General features: G+C 40.1%; 19 protein-coding genes and 1 pseudogene. 9 read left to right on the top strand and 11 right to left on the bottom strand.

Annotated elements, in window-relative coordinates:
* Window positions 1-139 precede the first annotated feature (139 nt).
* The gene (locus tag AC6UD4_RS06150) at window positions 140-1,366 is read left to right on the top strand and encodes an ammonium transporter (RefSeq protein ID WP_500694282.1); all 1,227 of its coding nucleotides are present in this window, start codon (window positions 140-142) and stop codon (window positions 1,364-1,366) included.
* Window positions 1,367-1,829: 463 nt separating this feature from the next.
* On the opposite strand, the gene AC6UD4_RS06145 is transcribed toward AC6UD4_RS06150, so the two are convergent.
* Window positions 1,830-2,186 (bottom strand): hypothetical protein, encoded by a 357-nt coding sequence (locus AC6UD4_RS06145; RefSeq protein ID WP_500694236.1) that lies wholly within the window; start codon window positions 2,184-2,186, stop codon window positions 1,830-1,832.
* Window positions 2,187-2,590: 404 nt separating this feature from the next.
* Here AC6UD4_RS06145 and AC6UD4_RS06140 point away from each other — a divergent pair, with 404 nt between their 5' ends.
* On the top strand, window positions 2,591-3,157 hold the full coding sequence (locus tag AC6UD4_RS06140) for an LbetaH domain-containing protein (protein ID WP_500694237.1): 567 nt from the start codon (window positions 2,591-2,593) through the stop codon (window positions 3,155-3,157).
* A gap of 141 nt (window positions 3,158-3,298) precedes the next feature.
* Here the strand turns inward: AC6UD4_RS06140 and AC6UD4_RS06135 are convergent, their stop codons facing one another.
* The 4 genes from AC6UD4_RS06135 to AC6UD4_RS06120 form a co-directional block, all read right to left on the bottom strand.
* Window positions 3,299-3,661: a type II toxin-antitoxin system PemK/MazF family toxin gene (locus tag AC6UD4_RS06135; protein ID WP_500694238.1), complete on the bottom strand. Its 363-nt coding sequence runs from the start codon at window positions 3,659-3,661 to the stop codon at window positions 3,299-3,301.
* Window positions 3,658-3,900 carry a hypothetical protein gene (locus AC6UD4_RS06130; protein ID WP_500694239.1) on the bottom strand — a complete coding sequence of 81 codons (243 nt, stop codon included), beginning with the start codon at window positions 3,898-3,900 and terminating at the stop codon, window positions 3,658-3,660. Before AC6UD4_RS06130 ends, AC6UD4_RS06135 begins: the two co-directional genes overlap by 4 nt.
* Before the next feature lie 301 nt (window positions 3,901-4,201).
* The gene (locus AC6UD4_RS06125) at window positions 4,202-5,218 is read right to left on the bottom strand and encodes an NADP-dependent oxidoreductase (protein ID WP_500694240.1); all 1,017 of its coding nucleotides are present in this window, start codon (window positions 5,216-5,218) and stop codon (window positions 4,202-4,204) included.
* Between the two features lie 12 nt (window positions 5,219-5,230).
* A complete protein-coding gene (locus tag AC6UD4_RS06120; RefSeq protein WP_500694241.1) occupies window positions 5,231-6,043 on the bottom strand; it encodes an oxidoreductase in 813 nt (270 codons plus the stop codon).
* Between the two features lie 104 nt (window positions 6,044-6,147).
* Between AC6UD4_RS06120 and AC6UD4_RS06115 the strand changes: the two genes are divergently transcribed.
* Together AC6UD4_RS06115 and AC6UD4_RS06110 are read left to right on the top strand one after the other, a co-directional pair.
* Window positions 6,148-6,687 carry a TetR/AcrR family transcriptional regulator gene (locus AC6UD4_RS06115; RefSeq protein WP_500694242.1) on the top strand — a complete coding sequence of 180 codons (540 nt, stop codon included), beginning with the start codon at window positions 6,148-6,150 and terminating at the stop codon, window positions 6,685-6,687.
* Window positions 6,688-6,699: 12 nt separating this feature from the next.
* Window positions 6,700-7,395, top strand: a complete 696-nt coding sequence (locus AC6UD4_RS06110; RefSeq protein ID WP_500694243.1) for a type 1 glutamine amidotransferase domain-containing protein — start codon at window positions 6,700-6,702, stop codon at window positions 7,393-7,395.
* A gap of 85 nt (window positions 7,396-7,480) precedes the next feature.
* Here AC6UD4_RS06110 and AC6UD4_RS06105 read toward each other — a convergent pair whose 3' ends face one another.
* The gene (locus AC6UD4_RS06105; protein ID WP_500694244.1) at window positions 7,481-7,804 is read right to left on the bottom strand and encodes a MerR family transcriptional regulator; all 324 of its coding nucleotides are present in this window, start codon (window positions 7,802-7,804) and stop codon (window positions 7,481-7,483) included.
* Between the two features lie 142 nt (window positions 7,805-7,946).
* On the bottom strand, window positions 7,947-8,318 hold the full coding sequence (locus AC6UD4_RS06100; RefSeq protein ID WP_500694245.1) for a carboxymuconolactone decarboxylase family protein: 372 nt from the start codon (window positions 8,316-8,318) through the stop codon (window positions 7,947-7,949).
* 199 nt (window positions 8,319-8,517) lie between these two features.
* Here AC6UD4_RS06100 and AC6UD4_RS06095 point away from each other — a divergent pair, with 199 nt between their 5' ends.
* The 4 genes and pseudogenes from AC6UD4_RS06095 (at window position 8,518) to AC6UD4_RS06080 (ending at window position 12,060) form a co-directional block, all read left to right on the top strand.
* A complete protein-coding gene (locus tag AC6UD4_RS06095; protein ID WP_500694246.1) occupies window positions 8,518-9,291 on the top strand; it encodes a MucBP domain-containing protein in 774 nt (257 codons plus the stop codon).
* Window positions 9,292-9,837: 546 nt separating this feature from the next.
* Window positions 9,838-10,854, top strand: coding sequence for a zinc-dependent alcohol dehydrogenase family protein (locus AC6UD4_RS06090; protein ID WP_500694283.1), 1,017 nt, complete (start codon window positions 9,838-9,840; stop codon window positions 10,852-10,854).
* 18 nt (window positions 10,855-10,872) lie between these two features.
* Window positions 10,873-11,595, top strand: a pseudogene (locus AC6UD4_RS06085) (DUF6198 family protein); the annotation flags it as partial.
* 72 nt (window positions 11,596-11,667) lie between these two features.
* Window positions 11,668-12,060, top strand: a complete 393-nt coding sequence (locus tag AC6UD4_RS06080; RefSeq protein ID WP_500694284.1) for a VOC family protein — start codon at window positions 11,668-11,670, stop codon at window positions 12,058-12,060.
* Between the two features lie 94 nt (window positions 12,061-12,154).
* Here the strand turns inward: AC6UD4_RS06080 and AC6UD4_RS06075 are convergent, their stop codons facing one another.
* A complete protein-coding gene (locus AC6UD4_RS06075; RefSeq protein WP_500694285.1) occupies window positions 12,155-14,929 on the bottom strand; it encodes a cation-translocating P-type ATPase in 2,775 nt (924 codons plus the stop codon).
* Window positions 14,930-15,191: 262 nt separating this feature from the next.
* Between AC6UD4_RS06075 and AC6UD4_RS06070 the strand changes: the two genes are divergently transcribed.
* Window positions 15,192-16,103 carry an alpha/beta hydrolase fold domain-containing protein gene (locus AC6UD4_RS06070; protein WP_500694247.1) on the top strand — a complete coding sequence of 304 codons (912 nt, stop codon included), beginning with the start codon at window positions 15,192-15,194 and terminating at the stop codon, window positions 16,101-16,103.
* Window positions 16,104-16,119: 16 nt separating this feature from the next.
* Here the strand turns inward: AC6UD4_RS06070 and AC6UD4_RS06065 are convergent, their stop codons facing one another.
* The 3 genes from AC6UD4_RS06065 to AC6UD4_RS06055 all read right to left on the bottom strand — a co-directional run bounded on the left by AC6UD4_RS06065 (window position 16,120) and on the right by AC6UD4_RS06055 (window position 18,583).
* Window positions 16,120-16,713 carry a cadmium resistance transporter gene (locus tag AC6UD4_RS06065; protein WP_500694248.1) on the bottom strand — a complete coding sequence of 198 codons (594 nt, stop codon included), beginning with the start codon at window positions 16,711-16,713 and terminating at the stop codon, window positions 16,120-16,122.
* An 11-nt stretch (window positions 16,714-16,724) separates the two neighbouring features.
* Window positions 16,725-17,240: a hypothetical protein gene (locus tag AC6UD4_RS06060; RefSeq protein WP_500694249.1), complete on the bottom strand. Its 516-nt coding sequence runs from the start codon at window positions 17,238-17,240 to the stop codon at window positions 16,725-16,727.
* Window positions 17,241-17,395: 155 nt separating this feature from the next.
* Window positions 17,396-18,583, bottom strand: a complete 1,188-nt coding sequence (locus AC6UD4_RS06055; protein ID WP_500694250.1) for a multidrug effflux MFS transporter — start codon at window positions 18,581-18,583, stop codon at window positions 17,396-17,398.
* Between the last annotated feature and the right edge of the window lie 116 nt (window positions 18,584-18,699).

The raw sequence follows: 18,699 nt of genomic DNA, 5'->3' as shown, positions 1-18,699 counted from the left end.
TATGGCGTAAACGTCAAGAAAGGCGACTTGATGAAACTTTTCCGTCTTTCATGTAACGTTTTGAGACATTAAACCTGTTCAAATGAGAATTAAAGCCTAGACTATTGGTATACTAAATTGATGAACGGGCGTGACTTACATTGCAGCAAACGAGGTTTTTGTATTTATCTGTACGATTTTGGTGTTCTTCATGACACCGGGACTGGCGTTTTTCTACGCCGGGATGGTTTCAAGGAAAAACGTGGTGAACACCCTGATGTCGGTCTTCATCATGTGCAGCATCCCCGTTCTTTTGTGGGTCATCATTGGCTACTCGCTCTCGTTTTCGGGGAACTACTTCAACGTTATCGGTGGGCTGCATGATTTCATGTTACATAATTTCAACTTTACCGCACCAGCAACTGCCGGTCTCATCTCCAACGGTTCATACATGCTGTTTCAGATGATGTTTGCCATCATCACGCCAGCCCTTTGGATTGGTGGAATTGTTGGCCGGATGAAGTTTAAGTTCTTGATTATGTTCACGATTGCCTGGTGTATCTTGATTTACTATCCACTCGTCCACATCGTGTGGGGTGGTGGTTTCTTACAACAGATGGGAGTTTTGGACTTTGCTGGTGGAACGGTCATTCACATTAACGCGGGAATTACCGCCCTAGTATTGGCCATCATGCTAGGACGACACAAACGCGGCAAAAACGACAAGGCTTATAATCTGACCTGGGTCTTTTTGGGAACGGTCATCTTGTGGCTCGGTTGGTACGGTTTTAACTGTGGATCAGCACTCGCCATTAATCACATCGCTTTTCAGGCCATGCTAACGACCACGATTGCCACGGCAACCTCGATGTTAACGTGGATTATTTTAGACGTCTTTATCTTAGGCGCACCATCCCTGATGGGCGCATGTACCGGAACTTTGTGTGGCCTGGTTGCCATCACTCCGGCCTGTGGGTTTGTCGGGATTGGCAGTGCGATTGCAATTGGCATCATTGCCACGTTATGTAGTTACACCTTCATTAAATACTTAAAGCCCCGTTTGCACGTCGACGATACGTTGGATGCGTTCGGTTGTCATGGGGTATCTGGAATCGTTGGTAGTCTTTTGACCGGACTGTTCGCTAGTAAGGCAATCAATCCGCAGGTGAAGTTTAGCGGGATTTTCGCTGGTGGTTCACTCCATCAGTTTTGGATTCAGCTGCTGGCAACTGGTTTCAGTATCGTGTTTGTGACCGTCATGGTTTTCTTGATTGTGTTAGTGCTAAAGCACGTGATAAAGATGCGAGTAACACCAGAGGAAGAGGCTGAAGGACTAGACCTGAGCGAGCATAAGGAACGAATTGATTGTGATGCGATTAATCGCTAGGATAACATGAAAGAAAATAATTTTATGTAGCTTGCCTATTAAGTAAAAAAGCTCCTTCCTAAAGTGAAAGGAGCTTTTCTCTAGTCTTTAGTTCCAGAAAAATAGTTAAGTAAAAAGTCAATTAATTTTTCAATCAAATGAGTTAATAAATTAATTATTACTGGAATAATGACTGATAGTAAGAGATACATCAAATCACCGACGAGTATAGTTAGTATTGTGGTGTAAATACTCGCCTTAATTAGGATATCATTGACTAAATAATAATATTAGATATAATTAAAACAGTAAGAGATACACAAGTCACCAGTTTGTGGTGAACTGATGATTGAGCTTATCAGCTAAAGCTGGTGGGCTCTTTTTTGTCTTACTATCGAAGCTAATGCCAATTGAATTACCACGTTTTTGATTTTATTTTTTTCATTTTAAAACTAACATTGTTAATATTGTCTATTCAGTTTGATTATTCTATCTCTATATACTTCACTTGAAATTGTGGGAATAAAATTTTGAACCCAGAATAGTTTAGATAACCATAAATGCCAATGCTTTTGTTGCCAATTGATCCTACATAATAATGAAGATTAACTGACCCTTGATCATCTGATAAATTTTTTAATGTCTCATATTTATGGCGTTTTATGTAGTTATAAGTGGCTAAATTCTTGCTAAACTTTTTAATTTTAGTATTTGATAAAGTTATTGCTCTCATTTGAATGCTTACTGCTGCATGGTCAGCAAATAAAAGGTCAAAAGCAAAAAAACCAATCGATAAAATGATGGTGAGTGATGTTGATATAAGAATTGTTTTAGCTTTCATTTTGTAGTCCCCTTAATTTATTATTTTTCGTGATAATATTTTATCACGAAATGTTATTTATGTAACATAACACCTATGAAAACGGATAAGTTAATTTTGTTTGTTGTAATTTCAATTTTCTCGGTGCTTTTGGTTGTTTTTAGTAATATTAATTCAAATCCAATTAATATTTTTAGCAAGGACTTAATGAGCATGGACACGGAGTCAAAGACTGCTCATCAGGGAAGAGTCAAAAGAAACGACATCACAATTGGCCTAAAACTGCATGGTATCGAAATTAGAAAAAGTACTATTAGATATTATAGGTAGGCATTTATGTGATTTTCTGTTTCTCATTATAATGATGATACAATTGTCACAGGAGCCTTTATAACTCTAAAAAACAAAAATCGAGGTAGATATCTATGTCACAAGAAGATGATCTTTTAAAAGCCGCCTTAAACGGTGGAACGTTTGACTTTCGTGACCCGTCATTTAAACCAATTTTTGATATTCATTTTAAAAATGCTGAACTATTGAAACAGTTTAACAGTGAACCAGATCCAGTTAAGCAACAGGAAATCTTGACGAAAATTACTGGCAGAGAAGTACCGGAAAACGTGATTGTCTTTCCACCACTTCAGACTGATTTTGGTCGCAACATTTTCCTAAAACCAGGGGTCTTAATCAACACTGATTGTCTGTTTGACGACGCTGGTGGGATTTATCTCGATGAAAACGTTTTGATTGGACCACGAGTTTCACTGATCACGCTTAACCACGATACGCGACCAGACCACCGAAATTTGATTACCGCTAGTGCCATTCATATTCACAAGAATGCTTGGCTGGGAACTGGTGTCATTGTCCTTCCAGGCGTTACCATTGGTGAGAATGCCATTATCGGTGCTGGCTCGGTTGTCAATAAGGATGTTCCCGCCAATTCAACTTACGTAGGTGATCCGGCTAAACCAATTAAGCGGCATGACTAAGAGTGAAATTGATTTTAGCGTTTTGAAACGTGGAATGATATGATAATACTGTTAGTACTAACAATATGAATGCCAAAGCCTCTAACTAATTCGATAGTTAGAGGCTTTTTGTGGCGTATCAGTTTTTTATTACTATTTGTTTTATCCCTGGCTAGGGAAATTAAAGATCTGACCTACTAATTGTTCTATGATTAGTAAGTCGTATTGAGTTAATTTTTCAATGAATTTAATATTTCTATCACTGTTGCTAGACCAATCATAACTTGCTAGTTGACTAGTTATAACCTGACCATGTGTTTTGTATCCATTTAAATTAAAATTACCAGCATAGTTTCTAATTGTACTCGTAATTGGACAAACAACAGCAAAACGAGTTGCGTCATTAAAGGCTTTGGTACTGATTACTAGGCCAGGACGTCTTTTTTTAATTTCGTTTCCTCTACTGGGATCAAAATCAATCCAAACAACGTCTCCTTGATTTGGACAATACGATTGATTATTCAAATCATTTCACGTCCCTCTAGTTGACTTTTATTATTAATGGGAGACTGGTAAAGTTTTCCGTTGGCATATTTTTTGTCGCCATAAATTTGTTTTATTTTTGGGACCAACATAAGTGCTCCCTGTTGATCTTTAGTTAGAAAGTATTCTTGTCCCAAAGCTAATCCATATTCTTTTTGAGTCTCACTATTGAAGTTAATACCAATTGAGTTTCCACGTTTTCTGATTTTAACTTTTTCCATCAACATCATCTCCTCAATTACATTGTATCACATGTAACACTGAAGAACATAAGAGTACATAGTTTTTCTTTTTTTATTGTTAATTAAACTTTTTAATATATTTAGAACCTCTTAATTGGTTTTGAATTTTTGGTATTTTATTTCTCATTATTGGTGGCTGTTGTACGTTTTTGGAGGATTTATAGGATGGTTTGTTCCTGAAATTGTTAATGTATTTAAATAAATAAAGCGAAGTGCCAGATATAGAAATTTAACTTTATCTGGCACTTCGTTTTATTTTTATGGTTTTTATTAAATAATTTCACTTCATCTCAATCACTATCTTGCCAGTAGCGTGGTGTGATTCCAGTAGTTTATATCCCGCTAGCACGTCACTAAACGGGAAGACCTTGTCAATAATCGGCCTTAACTGCTGGTCTTCAATCATCTGGGTTAAAATGTCCAGTTGAGGTCCACTGGGATGCATGATGAAGAAGGTGTATTCAACGTGATGTTTTTTGGCTAAAAGTCGCAAGGGATCACTAGCAATCCCAAATAAAATCGATTTAAACCAACCAAGATGGTGTTCCATTCCAAATTTGAAGGTTGGAAGTCCGTTGATGGTGATTAGCTTGCCACCAGGTTTTAAGATTTTAAAGGTATCTTTGAGGGTTTGGCCGCCACGACTGTCAAATGCAATGTCGTAATCACTTAACACCTCGGAAAAATCCGTCGTATGATAATCAATCACTTGATCGGCACCTAAAGAGCGCATTAACGCCACGTTCTTTTGACTCGTGGTTGTCGCAACGAAGGCACCTCGCGCTTTGGCAATCTGAATTGCCATGGTACCAACGCCACCAGATCCGGCTTGAATGAAGACTTTTTGGCCCTTTTTCAGTTTGCCAATTTCAATTAAGGCCTGGTAGCTCGTTAATCCGGTTAGGGGAACGGCACTGGCGTCAACTAGACTCAAGTTACTAGGCGTTTTAGCGATGTCGTTCTCGTCAATCGCGATGAATTCAGTTAGAGTGCCACTTTGATAATCATCAGGACGCCCGTACACCTGGTCACCCAGTTGGAATTTAGTTACCTTTTTGCCGACTTTGACCACCGTTCCGGAAAATTCATTACCAACGGTGATCGGTAATTTGTAAGGCATGATGATTTTTACTTTACCAGATTGAATCGTATAGTCGATTGGGTTGAGTGACGAGGCCGCAATTGACACTAAGACCTCGTTGTCATTGATTTGAGGAACGGGAATGGTGTCTTTTACAAAGGGCGTTCGGTATTTCAGCAGTTGCAGCGCAGTCATTTGTTTGGGAATGTTAGTCATATTAGGCACCTCCTACATAAATTTGGGGATTAGGCGATCCATCAGTCTCGTTGGTAAAACGGCGTTGAAGAACGCGGTTGGTTTCGCACCGAACCCAATGAGATATCGTGGTCTGGGATTTCTGGCTAAAACGACTTTTTGAATTGTTTTGGCAATCAGAGTGGGTTGTGACGCTAATTTTGAAGCATAAATTTTATTAGTTTTCTCGGCCATTTCTTTCGCGGCTGCTTCGTACTTGGTTCCCTTAGAGGAATTAACCAGCTTGTTCATAGCGATTTTGGACCAGTTACTTTTAACGACCCCAGGTTCAATTAGGACCACCTGGATGCCAAATCTTCTTACTTCCATTCGAAGTGAATCACTTAAAGTTTCAAGCGCATGTTTGGATGCGAAGTACCAGCCGGCGAGTGGACTACTGAACCGGCCCGCCATTGAAGAAATATTGATGATTTTGCCCGCGTGTTGTTTTTCCATGTAGGGTAAAACGAGTTTGGTTAGGGCAACTAACCCGAAGACGTTGACGTCAAATTGGCGTTTGGCTTCTTCAGTGCTTACGTTTTCGATAGCGCCAAAAGAACCATAACCAGCCCCGTTGATCAAGACGTCAATCTTGCCGGCAGTTTGAATAACTTGATGAACACCTTTTTGCATCGAATTTTGGTTGGTAACGTCCATGTTAATTGGAGTAACCCCTAAAGCCTTTAAAGGTTCCACTGCGTCCGTGTTTCTGGCAGCTCCAAAAACTTGATAACCGGAGTTTGCCAGTCGTTTAGCGGTTTGATATCCCATTCCGGAGCTAGCTCCTGTGATTAAGATTGTTTTCATTAGTTACCTCCTAAATGATATAAGTTTCGTTGATTAAGTTACACGAGTATATTATAATACAACTGTTGCATTTGCAACTATGAACTTAAAAAAGGTGATTATTAATGGAAAAAAAGATTGACAGAAGAGTTCGAAAGACCCAAAAAGCCATTCAAGACAGCTTTCGTGAACTATTGCAGGAGAAGCCTAGTTTAGATCAAATTTCGGTGAAAATGATTTGCGATCAAGCCGACATTACGAGAAAAGCCTTTTACGACCACTATTCTGACAAGTCGGCGCTGGTTTTGGACTTTATGAATTCATATTTCAAAGAGTTGAGGTTGACCTGTCAGAATGTCGACGACACGAAAGTCCAAGAAAAGATTGAACTTTGGATTAATTTCTTCACTCAGGACCGTAACTTCTTTCGTAATCTATTAAAAAGTCAAGATTCGTATCAGTTCAGAAAAGAATTCAACGATTTTACTAGGGAACAACTGGTGTTTGTCACTAAAGACGTCAGTCAAACGGAACTAGACTTCATTTGCTACGGAATTGATGGCATCATCGAAGAGCTGGTTTTATCAGACGAGCAGGTTGATAAGGGTAAGCTGGCCAAGAGAGTGAAGGCAATTTTAGTGCCATATCTGAGTCAAGATAAATAGGAGGATGATGCGATGAAAAAAATTTTAGTGGTCGAGACTAACACGACTAATTTTCCCAAGAGTAATCGACTGACTGGTCTGTGGTTGGGTGAATCAGCTGAGTTTGTGGCGGAAGTTCAAAGGGCTGGATACGAAGTGGACTATCTTAGTCCGAATGGGGCATACATTCCGATTGATCCAAGAAGTATGAAGTCGTCGTATGTTGATGCTGATACTCTAAAAATGTATCAAGATCGGGACTATCAGAATCGTGGATTGTCTAACACTATGAAGCCAACTGACATTAACCCAGAAGACTATTTGGCGATTTACTATACCGGTGGTCACGGAGTAATGTGGGATTTTCCCGATGACCCGCAGTTACAGAAAATCAGTTTGGAAATCTACAATAACGGTGGATACATCTGTTCGGTGTGTCATGGCATTGCTGGAATCCTTAACATTAAGCTGCCGAATGGGAAATATCTCATTTCTAATAAAAAAATTACTGGTTTTACGACTGCTGAGGAAGTTTTAAGTGGCAACTATAAAAGAGTGCCGTTCTTAAATGAGAAGGTTGCCAACAAACACGGCGCTCATTTTGAAAAAGTACGACCATTTAAAAGCCATGTCGTAAAAGACGGACGCTTAATTACGGGACAAAATCCGCAATCACCGAAAGCGGTGGCAAAGGAGCTTGTGAGGGCGATAAATATAAGCAAGAAATAAAAAGATATATAAATACTAATTATTAATTTAGCTAAAAAGAGGCTCACAATGATTGCCATTGTGAGTCTCTTTTTAATAAGAATGATTAATTTTCCTTTTCTTTTTTCATTTGCTTATATATTTCTAATTTTTTGTTTATAAAATTGATGTAATTATTTACGATATTTTTGTTTTCAATAAGATGTTTTTTATGTTCATTTAATAAATAAATTCTTTCATCAATTGACCTGTTACCCTTTTTTCGTAACATTGAATATTTAACAATTGTTTTTAATGGCATTCCAGTTTGTTTCAATCTTTTTATGAATTCAATCCATTTTATGTCTTTTTCTTGGTACGTTCTTCGATTGCTTTTAGATCTTTTCGGATTCAATAATCCCAATTTTTCATAGTACCGTATTGTATCCATTTAAAGGTTTACTTTTTTAGAAAATTTACCAATATTCATAATTAATTATCCTATTCTGTTGATATAGATCTAAAATTGTATTTATATTAGCATTAATTATACTATATAATAATTTATCTTTAACAGTAAAAGGCTAAATAAATTAACGTGATTTAAATACAGTTTTAGCTACTTCAATTGCATTCAACACTTTAGGAAATCCAACATATGGTATGCACTGGATAAACGTTTCGATTATTTCATTCTTTGTAAGACCAACATTTAGACTTCCATTAATATGAACTTTTAATTGCTCTTTAGTGTCTCCTTGTGTTAATAGGGAAGTGATTGTTATCATTTCTCGTTGCTTTAAGTTTAAGGTTCCTCTTCCATAAACATCGTTAAAAGCAAATTCAATAATCATTGATCCAACATCTGGAGCAACCTCATTCAATGACTCCATAACTTGATCGGCTGAAGACGCATCGATCTTATCTAACAATTTTTTGCCATTTTCAAATCTTTTGTTATCCATAAAATAATATCTCCTTTATTTTTGTTAATTAGATAATATCTTATGGAGTCAACTCCATGTAAAGCGTGATTTTAGGATATTAAAAATATCATTTCAATTACGTACTACTAATAAGGTCATAATTTAAATTATTATAGATAATTGTAGAGAAATAAGTTTATAATTAAGATGAATAATTAGAAAGATAGGAGATTAAGAAATGATATTACATAAATATTTAAAATTATTATTATTAATTTTTATCTCACTTGGAATCTTTTTTTGCGGTTCTCAAGTAATTAATAAAAGTGTTCATGCTGATGATGTGAATAATCAATCAGTTACGCTACAAATTAATTATCTTGATAGTGAAAGCTATCAACCAATCTCGTCGTCTACTTCTATAACTGGAAATGCAGGCTCTTCTTATCACATTACTCCTTCACAAATTAGTAATTATAAGTTTTTTGGTAGTAGTGACCCAATTAATGGTATTTTTACTTCTGGTGATAATGTAATTAATTTATATTATAGTAAGACTCTTGCAGCTAGTTCAAACTCATCTAATTCCAGTAGTTCAAAAACTGGTAAAGAGGCTCAAAGTCCCGCTAATTCTAAGAATTCGTCCAGCAATAACAGTCCTATGAAAAATGGATCGAAAGCAGCAATTAATAACTCAAATAATCCAAATAAGTCTAGTAATACAAATGATTCAAGAAAATCGAAAGTCAATAAAAAGAATGCTAGTTCATCTCCGGTTACTAGTAAAACGGATGATAATGGTAAGAATGCTAGTAGCAAAAACAAAGTCAAAAAGGCTGGTCATGAAAATAAAGATACGAATAAAAAACCAACTAAGCATGATAAAAGGAATAAAAGTAGTAAAAGTAGTAAAACACCATGGATTATTGCAATTATTGTGTTAATTTTAGTTGGTGCAGTTGGTGGATTCATCTGGCATCGTTTCCACAAATCAGAGCACTTTAAACATTAATTTTAATAAGAACTGAATATCAGTGAAATACAACTAATTTATGATTAGTTGTATTTTTTATGATTTATGTTTTATTTAAGTGTGAAATTTGAAATTATATAGAAAGTAGTACCATTATTTCTGTCGTTCATAATAAGTCTGAACTACAGTACTTTGATCATGCAATTAATCTAAATAGCTTAATTTGATAGTCATCCTCAGGCCACTAGCGGTTTGGGGGTGATTTTATTTCCGAACAATTCGTGTGATTTTCATTTTTATTTCGTTTTATCAAAACAATTATTGTGAAATTATTATTTATGTTAATTTATTTCAGAATAAAATGAGAATCAAAATGATTTAAAATATTGATCTTAGTATATTTGCTGATCCAGAAGCGCTTGTGAAGTTGTTATTTATTGCCATGCCAATAGTGTAAGCGGTTGCATTATTAAAATTCCGAGTATATATTGAATGTGTAAATAAAAACAAGCGCTTATTTTACTTACTATTAATTAATACTAAATTTAACATGATAAAAAGAGGCTATTTATTATGAACGATAAAATGAATGCTTTAGTAATGACTGCCAAACAGAAGATGAAGATGGAGCAGATTGACACTCCAACTCCAAAAGACGATGAAGTTTTAGTTGAAACAGCCTATGCCGGAATCTGTGGGACTGATAATGGGCTGTTCAACGGACTACCAGGCTCCACTGACGCCACCCCACCAATCGTGTTAGGTCACGAAAATTCTGGGATTGTTGCCGCCGTTGGTAAAAACGTCCAAGAATTTAAAAAGGGTGATCGGGTGGCCGTTGACCCCAATATTTATTGTGACAAGTGTTTCTATTGTCGAACTGGTCGTTATGAACTCTGTGACAACTTGTCAGCCATTGGAGTAACTCGTAATGGTGGACTTGCTCAATACTTTACAGCACCTGAAAAAGTGGTTTACAAGTTACCAGATTCAGTCTCACTTCAAGCTGCATGTTCACTTGAACCAATCTCTTGTGTGGTTCACGCAATGAAGATTACCGAGAACATTACCCCTTACCAACACGCTTTAATCATTGGTGATGGTTTCATGGCTCGTCTGTTCGCTCAAATTCTGCGTGACTACGGGATTCAACGAATTGATTTAGCCGGGATTCTAGACGACTCAGTGCTTGACCGTTTGAAGACTGAATTAAAGTTAGACAACGTGATTAACACGACGAAGACCCCAATTAAAGAAAATTATGACTTTGTGGTTGAAGCCGTTGGTCGTCCTGAGACTCAAGAAGAGGCTGCTGAGCACACCAACAAGGGTGCTCAAGTGCTGATGTTTGGAGTCGGTAAACCTGATCAGACCTTCTCAATGAATACTTACAACGTCTTTAAGAAACAGTTAACGATTAAGGGATCGATTATTAATCCCCATGCCTTTGAAGATGCGATTGCTTTACTGGCATCCGGTGCCGTTAAGACCACTCCGTTCCAGGATAATATTTTAAAGCTTGACGAAGTTGAAGGAGTTCTAAATCACACGACCCCTAAGATGGGGAAGTCGATTGTCGCAGTTAACCCAGAACTTAAATAGAAAAATGTGGTGATTGTTATGACTGCAAAGAAAACACCACGAACGATTTCGATGAGTGCTTCGATTATTTATTTTATTATTTCAATCATCATCAATTCACTTGGAAACGTTCTGACGTTGGTCACCAGTGCCAAGGTGGTTCCCCAGTTTTTGGGATCCGCCTACTGGACGGCGGCCGAAACCAACTTTAGTATTGCGATTCATTGGAATCTTTTTTGGACTTTCGTCCTGATCGGAGTCGCCATCATCATTTTGAATGCACTCTTGCTTGGAAAATGGGACTGGGGCAGAGCCATTGGAAACATGATTTTCATGATTCCGTTTTCCTGGTTAGTTCAGGTATTCTATGACCTTTTGACCGAGATTATCAAGTTACCGGAGGCCCGTTCGTTGGGCTTAATCACCGTTTACGTGCTGGTCAACTTTATCGGAGTTGCATTTATTGCGATTGGAATTTCGATTTATCAACGGGTCAACCTGGTCTTACACCCAAATGACGATCTAATGCAGATCCTACGTTTCAAGTATTTTAAGGGGAACGCCGCTGAAGCAATGTGGGCTTCATACATCCCACCGACTGTTATCGGAATAATTGCGATTTTGATCACACATCGAATTGAATACTATGGGATTGGAACGATTTTTGCCTTTCTTTTCCAGGGTGGCATTACCGGAATTGCCGATAAGGTCGTCTTTCCAAGCCTCAAGCACCAAGCGTTAGATACGTCTAATGGCATAGAAGATTCAACGGTGGCAACCGACGTTGATAATGATGAACACCAATTATCGCATAATAAAAAGGGGAGTAAGAAAATGAATATTAGTGATTACTTTAATGGTCTTCAACACGTAGGAATTCCTACCAAAGACCTTAACAAAACCATTCAGTACTATGAAAAACTTGGATTTAAAAAGATTGGCGATTTCCCAAATGGTAACATTCACTGTGCCTTTATGAAATACGACAACCTCACCCTTGAAATTTGGGAAGGCGAGCCAACCAACCCAGTTGATGGCGCGATTAACCACTTTGCCTTAAATACCACTGACATTGAAAGTGCCTTTAAGGCCGCTAAAGAAATGGGACTGAACGTCGATGATGATCAAATTCAATACATTGGGGCATACTGGACGAAAGGAATTAAATTCTTTAACGTCTATGGTCCTAACCATGAACGCATTGAATTTTGTCAGATTCTGAAGTAACGATTGATTGCCATTAAATTATTAAAACCTCAATTTTTAAAACCCATACCAAAAAGGGGATGTTGAACAATTTGTTCAGCATCCTCTTTTAATTTTATAGGGCTTTTTCTAATTTTTGTAGGTGAGACATGTGTTGGTTGAACTTGTTATGGATGTGTCGTCTTACGAAGTACTTTCTGACCTCATCGATTAGAACCAGTGGAATTGGGATGGCAATCAGATAGATCCAGTCACTGACACCAATTGCGGCGGTTCCAAAGACACTTTGAAGGAACGGAACGTAGATTAGAAGGGTGATTAGGACAATCTGAAAGGCGATGCCCCACATGATGCGGTGGTTACTAAAGATCCCAATTTTAAATAGGGAAGTCGAATCAGTTCGACAGTTAAGGACGGCAGCGATTTGACAGAAGCCGATGGTAGCTAGTGTCATGGTAGTGGCTTCGGCGTAAAATGTGCCACTGCCAGCTAGCGGAATCTTGGGCCAACCGTGTTGGTAGTTGGCAAAGAAGTAACCGCCAGTTGACAAGATAGACGCAAATAGTCCGTACCAACCAAACGCTTTGATAATAAGTCCTTTGTTTAACAGGTGCGAGCTTCTTGAACGTGGTGGCCGTTTCATGATTCCCGGTTCACTCTTTTCGGTTCCAAGTCCCAGAGCTGGCAGGAGATCAGTCCCCAGGTCAACGGTTAAAATCTCCATAACCGTCAGTGGGAGTGGAATGGCACCGTTAGAGATTAGAAACAGAATTGATGGAAAGGCTTCGGCCATATTACTGTTCAAGATGTAAAGGAGGAACTTCTGGATGTTGCTGTAGACGGTTCGACCTTCTTCAATGGCAGAAACGATGGAGGCAAAGTTGTCGTCGGTTAAAATCATGTCGGCGGCATCCTTGGCGACGTCGGTTCCGTTAACCCCCATGGCGATGCCGATGTTAGCTTTCTTTAGAGCTGGAGCGTCGTTGACACCGTCACCAGTAGCGGCAACCACGTCACCGTTTTTTTGACACATGGAGACGATGCGATATTTGTCTTCCGGAGCCACTCTGGCAAAGATGACTTCACCCTTGACGGCTTCTTGAAGTTGATCGTCTGACATCTTGGTTAATTCTTCTCCGGTGATGACCCGCGCCTTGTTAGAGGTAATGCCGATTTGGACAGCAACGCTCTTGGCAGTTAAAGAACTGTCTCCGGTGACCATGATGATTCGAATGTCGGCACTGTGACACTTCTTAACCGCGTCGAAGATTTCCTCTCGTGGGGGATCGGACATGACGGCTAGACCAACAAACACAAGGTTCTTTTCGGTGTTGTCAATCGTGGCTTGTTTCGGATCATCAGTATCGTTATCGCGGTAGGCAAAAGCGAGTGAACGCAGGCCTTGTCTAGCGTAATCGGCATTGGCCTGGTTAATCTTTTCCTTATCAGTTGCGGTGATGGGGCGCACCTGACCGTTTACGAGGATTTTGTCACAAATCGAAAGAATGTTATCAAGGGCACCCTTGGTGTAAATGACGTTATCTCCATCTGACGACGCTTTTTGAATCGTGGTCATGCGCCGCCGATTAGCATCAAATGGGAGTTCTTTCAGCCTCGGAGTTTGTTTGGCCGCGTCATCGCGGTTTAAACCAGCTTTGTCGGTCAAGATGTTCAATCCGGCTTCGGTTGGAGTTCCTAAAATTGACGGAGCTTTCTTGTTGTCTGGGTCGTACTTAATGGCCGTGTCATTATTTAATAGGGCAATCTTTAACAAAAGGTCCAAATCCGGTTCGTCAGCGAGATTGACATCTTTGCCGTTAAACTGGATTTTGCCGTTATTGAAGTACCCCGTTCCGGTAACGGTGTACTCCTTGTCTGGAAGCCAGACGTGGTTAACCGTCATCTGATTTTGGGTCAGCGTTCCGGTCTTATCAGAACAGATGACGTTGGTTTCACCCAAGGTCTCAACGCTGTCTAAGTCTTTTAATAGGGCGTGGCGTTTGGCCATGACCTGAGTTCCGTGGGCTAGAGACAACGTGACGGTCGGAAGGAGTCCCTCCGGGATGAAAGCCACGATCATTCCCAGTGCGAAGATAAACGACTTGGCAAGCGGGTAATGAACAAAGTAAATTGCCAGGATAAAGAACGTAATCCCAATCGCAAAGGCGATAATCGAGATTTGACGAGTGAGACGGTTCAGTTCCTTAGTAAGTGGTGAGTCCGTCTTCTTCTGGTTTTGCGTCAGGCTGGCAATCTTACCAAATTCGGTGTTCATCCCGGTCTTAACGGCTAAGACGGTCGCCGTTCCGTTGGTAACGACGGTTCCGGCGTAGACCACGTTACTGATGGCAAACTTGCCGTCACCGTGTTGGTACTTATTGTTCTTATCAACCGGAAGTGATTCACCGGTTAGAGCGGATTCGTCCACCTGTAGTGATGAAGAATGGACTACGACTCCATCCACTGGGATGGCGTTACCGGCTTGTAGTTGTAGTAGGTCGCCGGCGACAATCCCATCAGCGTTGATTTGAACTGATTTCCCGTTTCTGATGACGTTGACGTAGGTTGGCAGTAGATTACTCAGGGCGTCAGTGGCCTTTTTGGCCGCATGTTCCTCCCAAAATGAGAAGAGGCCATTAATAATGTTGACCGTCCAAATTGCGATTCCAAGGTCGACGGTTCCCGCCAGAATGGCAATCACACCACTGACCCACAGCAGCATGGCCATTAGTGAAGTGAAGTTTTTAAGGAAGGCGATTAAAACCGATTCCTGCTTACCTTTCTTGATGACGTTGGATCCGTTTTTTTGTAACTTTTGTTTGGCCTCGCTGGTAGTTAGACCTTTGGTGCTCGATGTGTCTAGCGTGCTAGTGAGATCTGACAATGACATTTTGGCGTAATCATCGTCAGTTAGAATTTTGTTATCCAATGTTTCTCACCCCTTTTTCCAAATATCGCTTAGAATGTGCTTCTAAACAACCGTGGACTGATTTTAGCCTCTTTTTTTAAAAAAGCAATAGAAAAAACTGACTTTCGTAAAATAAATTAATTTAACCTGGGTCAGGGTGAAACCATCACGATTAAGTAGGAATAATTGCCGCCCTTCTGCTTTTGAATTATCATAAAATTAACTACTTCAAAGGAGTCTTAAAATGGTTAAATTCATTGAACGTGAACATAAATTTTCACCAGCCGATTCTGACTTCGTGGACCGCAAGTTCATCGATGTGGCCTATGCGGAAGGCAAACGACACAAACTTGACGTTTACCTCCCAAACGAAAAGCGGGACCGTTATCCGGTCATCATTGATGTGCATGGCGGTGGGATGTACTTTGGACAGAAGAGTTCCTTTAAATTAAACGGTGCTTTGGAACTGTTAAAGCGCGGTTATGCGGTTGTCAGTCCCAATTATTCGCTTAGTTACATGAAACCATTTCCCACCGCAATCTACGAATTAAAAGCCGTGGTGCGCTTCGTGAAAGCTCACGCTGATAGTTATCACTTTGATAGTAACGCAGTTTTCATGATGGGTGAATCATCAGGGGCTCAATTAGCGATGTTACTGGCAGCTTCTGAAGCCAGTGGCCACCTTGAAAGTGATTTTGGTAGTCATTTTGACTATTCAAGTCAGGTTGATGGCGTGATTTCTTCGTACGGATTGTACGAAATGGATCTTTTAAAGCCGGAGTTTGAGGCGCTCGGTCAAAAACCCAATTTTTATGAAACCGGTGACGCCGACTCTTTTGAGGGTGCCATGCTGGGATTTCACCGACCGATTGACGTTCCTGATTTAGTTGCCGAGGCCAATCCGATGACGTACCTAAATGAAGCAATGGTTCCGGCACTTCTGTATGCGGGAACTGGTGACCGCGTTGTTCCTTACGTTCAGACGATTAACATGGCGGCCGAACTCATCAAGTTCATTGGCAAACAGAACGTTGAGGTTCACATTGTTGACGGTGTTCCCCACGGTCCGAGTGGTTTTATGAATGAGACCGTGTTTGACCAGAAGGATCAGTTCATGAAACGAGTTATAAAACAAAAGAAAAATGCATCCCACTAGGATGCATTTTTGTTAATTAATGAAAGAAATGGGCAATCGTTCCGTTTTGAACTAAAACGGAGACTCCCAAAAGGATGTACACGATTGATGACAGGTAACGGCCGTATTTTCCTAACAGATTTTTAATCCGTTTATTGTCCTCAATGAGGATGGCACAGAAGAAAAAGATGACCGCCATGATGAGCATGGTGATTAGGGCCACCAGTAATTCTAGATTAGTCTTTCGGATGAAGATGGGGATGAAGACGGCAACGTTATCAGCACCACACGCGGTGATGGTGATTGCCACGACTTTCATCACGATTTTGAATTTCGATCCCTTACTGGTACTGATGTCACTACTAGAGTGGGGTTTGGGTGGAAATAACTCCTTAATTCCAAATAAAATGGGGAAGATCCCAAGAAGGCCGAGAATCCACATCTGGGGAACAGCCCCGAGAATCCGTGCAATCGCCATTGGTAGGATAGTTAATCCTACCGTTCCAATTAAGTCACCGGTTAGGACTAACTTGGGATTCCTGTATGCTCCTAACAAGAGGACTAAGACGAGTAAGTAATCCAGATTGGTTGAAAAATAAGCCACGATTGAGCTGAAAATAATTTCGATCATTAATTCACTCCTTAAAATGCTCGAACGGCAATGACGATGCCATCGGCGACGAAGAACAAGGCCAATAAGATGACCATTTTTGAGGTGGAGACAAACGACAGAATGGTGAGGGCAACTGAAACGATAATGCCCAAAATCCCGAGGCCAATCACGACTACGTGGTACCACTTCCGAACTTTAGGAATGAATCTGACCGTTAAAAGTTCGGTGAGGGAGTCCACGATTATCCAGGCAAATATTAAGATCAGGACCACGTGAAAGTTCAAGAATTGATGAAAAAACAAGATGGTACTGATTACGATTTCAATCGTTCCCGTTACAATCAAGGTCTTATTAATCACATTGAAATAGTTGGACAACTCGTAGTACAGAACGTAGCGATAGATTCCGGCTAGTAGGGTTCCAAGCGCCATAATGGTGATTAAAGAGCCAATTGGTCGGATAAATAGGAGGAACGCAACAAATAAAAAGTAGAGTCCGACTACAAGTGAGAAGGAGTCGAAGCGTTTGTTTTTGGTGGTGAGCATGGGGGGTGTTCTCCTTATTGATAGAATAAATCTGCAGAAAACCTGCAGAAAAGATGATGTAAAAACGTTGATTTGATAGTCTTTGTGTACTTAAGGGTGCTGAAAACCTGCAGAAAACATGAAGAAAACCTGCAGAAAAAATTAATGATTTTGCTTTATTTTCTCACAGTTTTGGGTCTGACCAACAATAAATTAATCAGAATCATGGCAATTAAAATGATGAGTCCCATTGGCAAATACGTATTTTCACCCATGATACCAACGAGTGGTGAAACAATTCCACCCATGGCGTTTTGCGTTAGACCCACAAGAGCTGAGGCACTGCCGGCGTTCTTACTGGCAGCGTTCATGGCGACGGTCGTGGATAACGTCAGCATGGCACCGATAAAGATGAGAATGATGAAGACTAGGATAATAACCACTAACAGGTTTTTAAACCAGATGGCACTGAGAATCAGGATGAAACTAGTGATGATGGTGGCCTTAATGAACCATTTTAATAGGGTGATGGAGTCGGTTTTCATTACCAAACGACCCGGCAACGCACTACCAATCCCAATTGCAACTCCGTTTATGGCGTATAAGAAGCTAAATTCGGTGACTGACATGTGAAACTGACTCTGAAAGACAAAGGAAGAGGAAGAAATGTAGCTAAATAGCGACCCGTAGGCCAGTCCGGTTGCGAGCACCAGGCGGAGAAACTTGGGATCCTTTAGTAGGTAAAACATCTGTACTTCGGATTGAAAAAGGGAACCGGTGCTGCGGTTTTCGGGCGTCAAGGTTTCGGGAATGCCAAAGAGGCACATGAAAACGATGACGATTCCGATCACCCCTAAAATGAGAAAGATTCCCTGCCAGTCGGTAATTTTAATGATTAAACCACCAAAGATGGGAGCAATGATTGGGAAGATGCCGTTAACAGCAGTCAATAGTGAATAAAAACGGGTCAGGATTTTTCCTGAAAACATGTCACGAGCGACGGCTCTAGAAATGACTTGACCGGTTGCTCCAGCGATTCCTTGAATGAGTCTTAAAGTGATTAAGGCATAGATATTGGGAATGAACGCGATCATTGCAGATGAGACACTAAATAGGACAAAACCGATGATTAGTAGTGGTTTTCTACCATAATGGTCACTTAAGGGGCCGATGATGACTTGTCCAACCGCCAGGCCAATCAGACAAGCAGTGATGCTTAGTTGCATCATGGAGGCGTTGGTGTGAAACGTTGCCATCATCTGTGGAAGAGCCGGCATGTATAGGTCCATTGAGAGTGGACCAGTTGCGCTCACGATCCCAAGGAGGACCGCTAACCAAATGACATGACTTTTCTTTGTTTCCATTTTTTCATCCCTAGTAAAAAATTTGCGATCAATGACGCACTAATTGCTATTATAAGGTATACTTACTAAATATATAAAGGAAATTTTCGGGATGGATTTCATCCCTGACAAATCAT

Source organism: Fructilactobacillus sp. X3R5C2, from assembly GCF_059901175.1.
The sequence above is the reverse complement of the archived record's forward strand: the minus strand, read 5'-3'. Positions and strand labels throughout refer to the sequence as shown.

Excerpts from the sequence above, each read along its gene's own strand:
- AC6UD4_RS06145 (WP_500694236.1), bottom strand. The coding sequence starts at position 2,186 with ATGAAAGCTAAAACAATTCTTATATCAACATCACTCACCATCATTTTA.
- AC6UD4_RS06140 (WP_500694237.1), top strand. The coding sequence starts at position 2,591 with ATGTCACAAGAAGATGATCTTTTAAAAGCCGCCTTAAACGGTGGAACG.
- AC6UD4_RS06130 (WP_500694239.1), bottom strand. The coding sequence starts at position 3,900 with ATGGAAAAAGTTAAAATCAGAAAACGTGGAAACTCAATTGGTATTAAC.
- AC6UD4_RS06125 (WP_500694240.1), bottom strand. The coding sequence starts at position 5,218 with ATGACTAACATTCCCAAACAAATGACTGCGCTGCAACTGCTGAAATAC.
- AC6UD4_RS06120 (WP_500694241.1), bottom strand. The coding sequence starts at position 6,043 with ATGAAAACAATCTTAATCACAGGAGCTAGCTCCGGAATGGGATATCAA.
- AC6UD4_RS06115 (WP_500694242.1), top strand. The coding sequence starts at position 6,148 with ATGGAAAAAAAGATTGACAGAAGAGTTCGAAAGACCCAAAAAGCCATT.
- AC6UD4_RS06110 (WP_500694243.1), top strand. The coding sequence starts at position 6,700 with ATGAAAAAAATTTTAGTGGTCGAGACTAACACGACTAATTTTCCCAAG.
- AC6UD4_RS06105 (WP_500694244.1), bottom strand. The coding sequence starts at position 7,804 with ATGGATACAATACGGTACTATGAAAAATTGGGATTATTGAATCCGAAA.
- AC6UD4_RS06100 (WP_500694245.1), bottom strand. The coding sequence starts at position 8,318 with ATGGATAACAAAAGATTTGAAAATGGCAAAAAATTGTTAGATAAGATC.
- AC6UD4_RS06095 (WP_500694246.1), top strand. The coding sequence starts at position 8,518 with ATGATATTACATAAATATTTAAAATTATTATTATTAATTTTTATCTCA.
- AC6UD4_RS06090 (WP_500694283.1), top strand. The coding sequence starts at position 9,838 with ATGAATGCTTTAGTAATGACTGCCAAACAGAAGATGAAGATGGAGCAG.
- AC6UD4_RS06080 (WP_500694284.1), top strand. The coding sequence starts at position 11,668 with ATGAATATTAGTGATTACTTTAATGGTCTTCAACACGTAGGAATTCCT.
- AC6UD4_RS06075 (WP_500694285.1), bottom strand. The coding sequence starts at position 14,929 with ATGTCATTGTCAGATCTCACTAGCACGCTAGACACATCGAGCACCAAA.
- AC6UD4_RS06070 (WP_500694247.1), top strand. The coding sequence starts at position 15,192 with ATGGTTAAATTCATTGAACGTGAACATAAATTTTCACCAGCCGATTCT.
- AC6UD4_RS06065 (WP_500694248.1), bottom strand. The coding sequence starts at position 16,713 with ATGATCGAAATTATTTTCAGCTCAATCGTGGCTTATTTTTCAACCAAT.
- AC6UD4_RS06060 (WP_500694249.1), bottom strand. The coding sequence starts at position 17,240 with ATGCTCACCACCAAAAACAAACGCTTCGACTCCTTCTCACTTGTAGTC.
- AC6UD4_RS06055 (WP_500694250.1), bottom strand. The coding sequence starts at position 18,583 with ATGGAAACAAAGAAAAGTCATGTCATTTGGTTAGCGGTCCTCCTTGGG.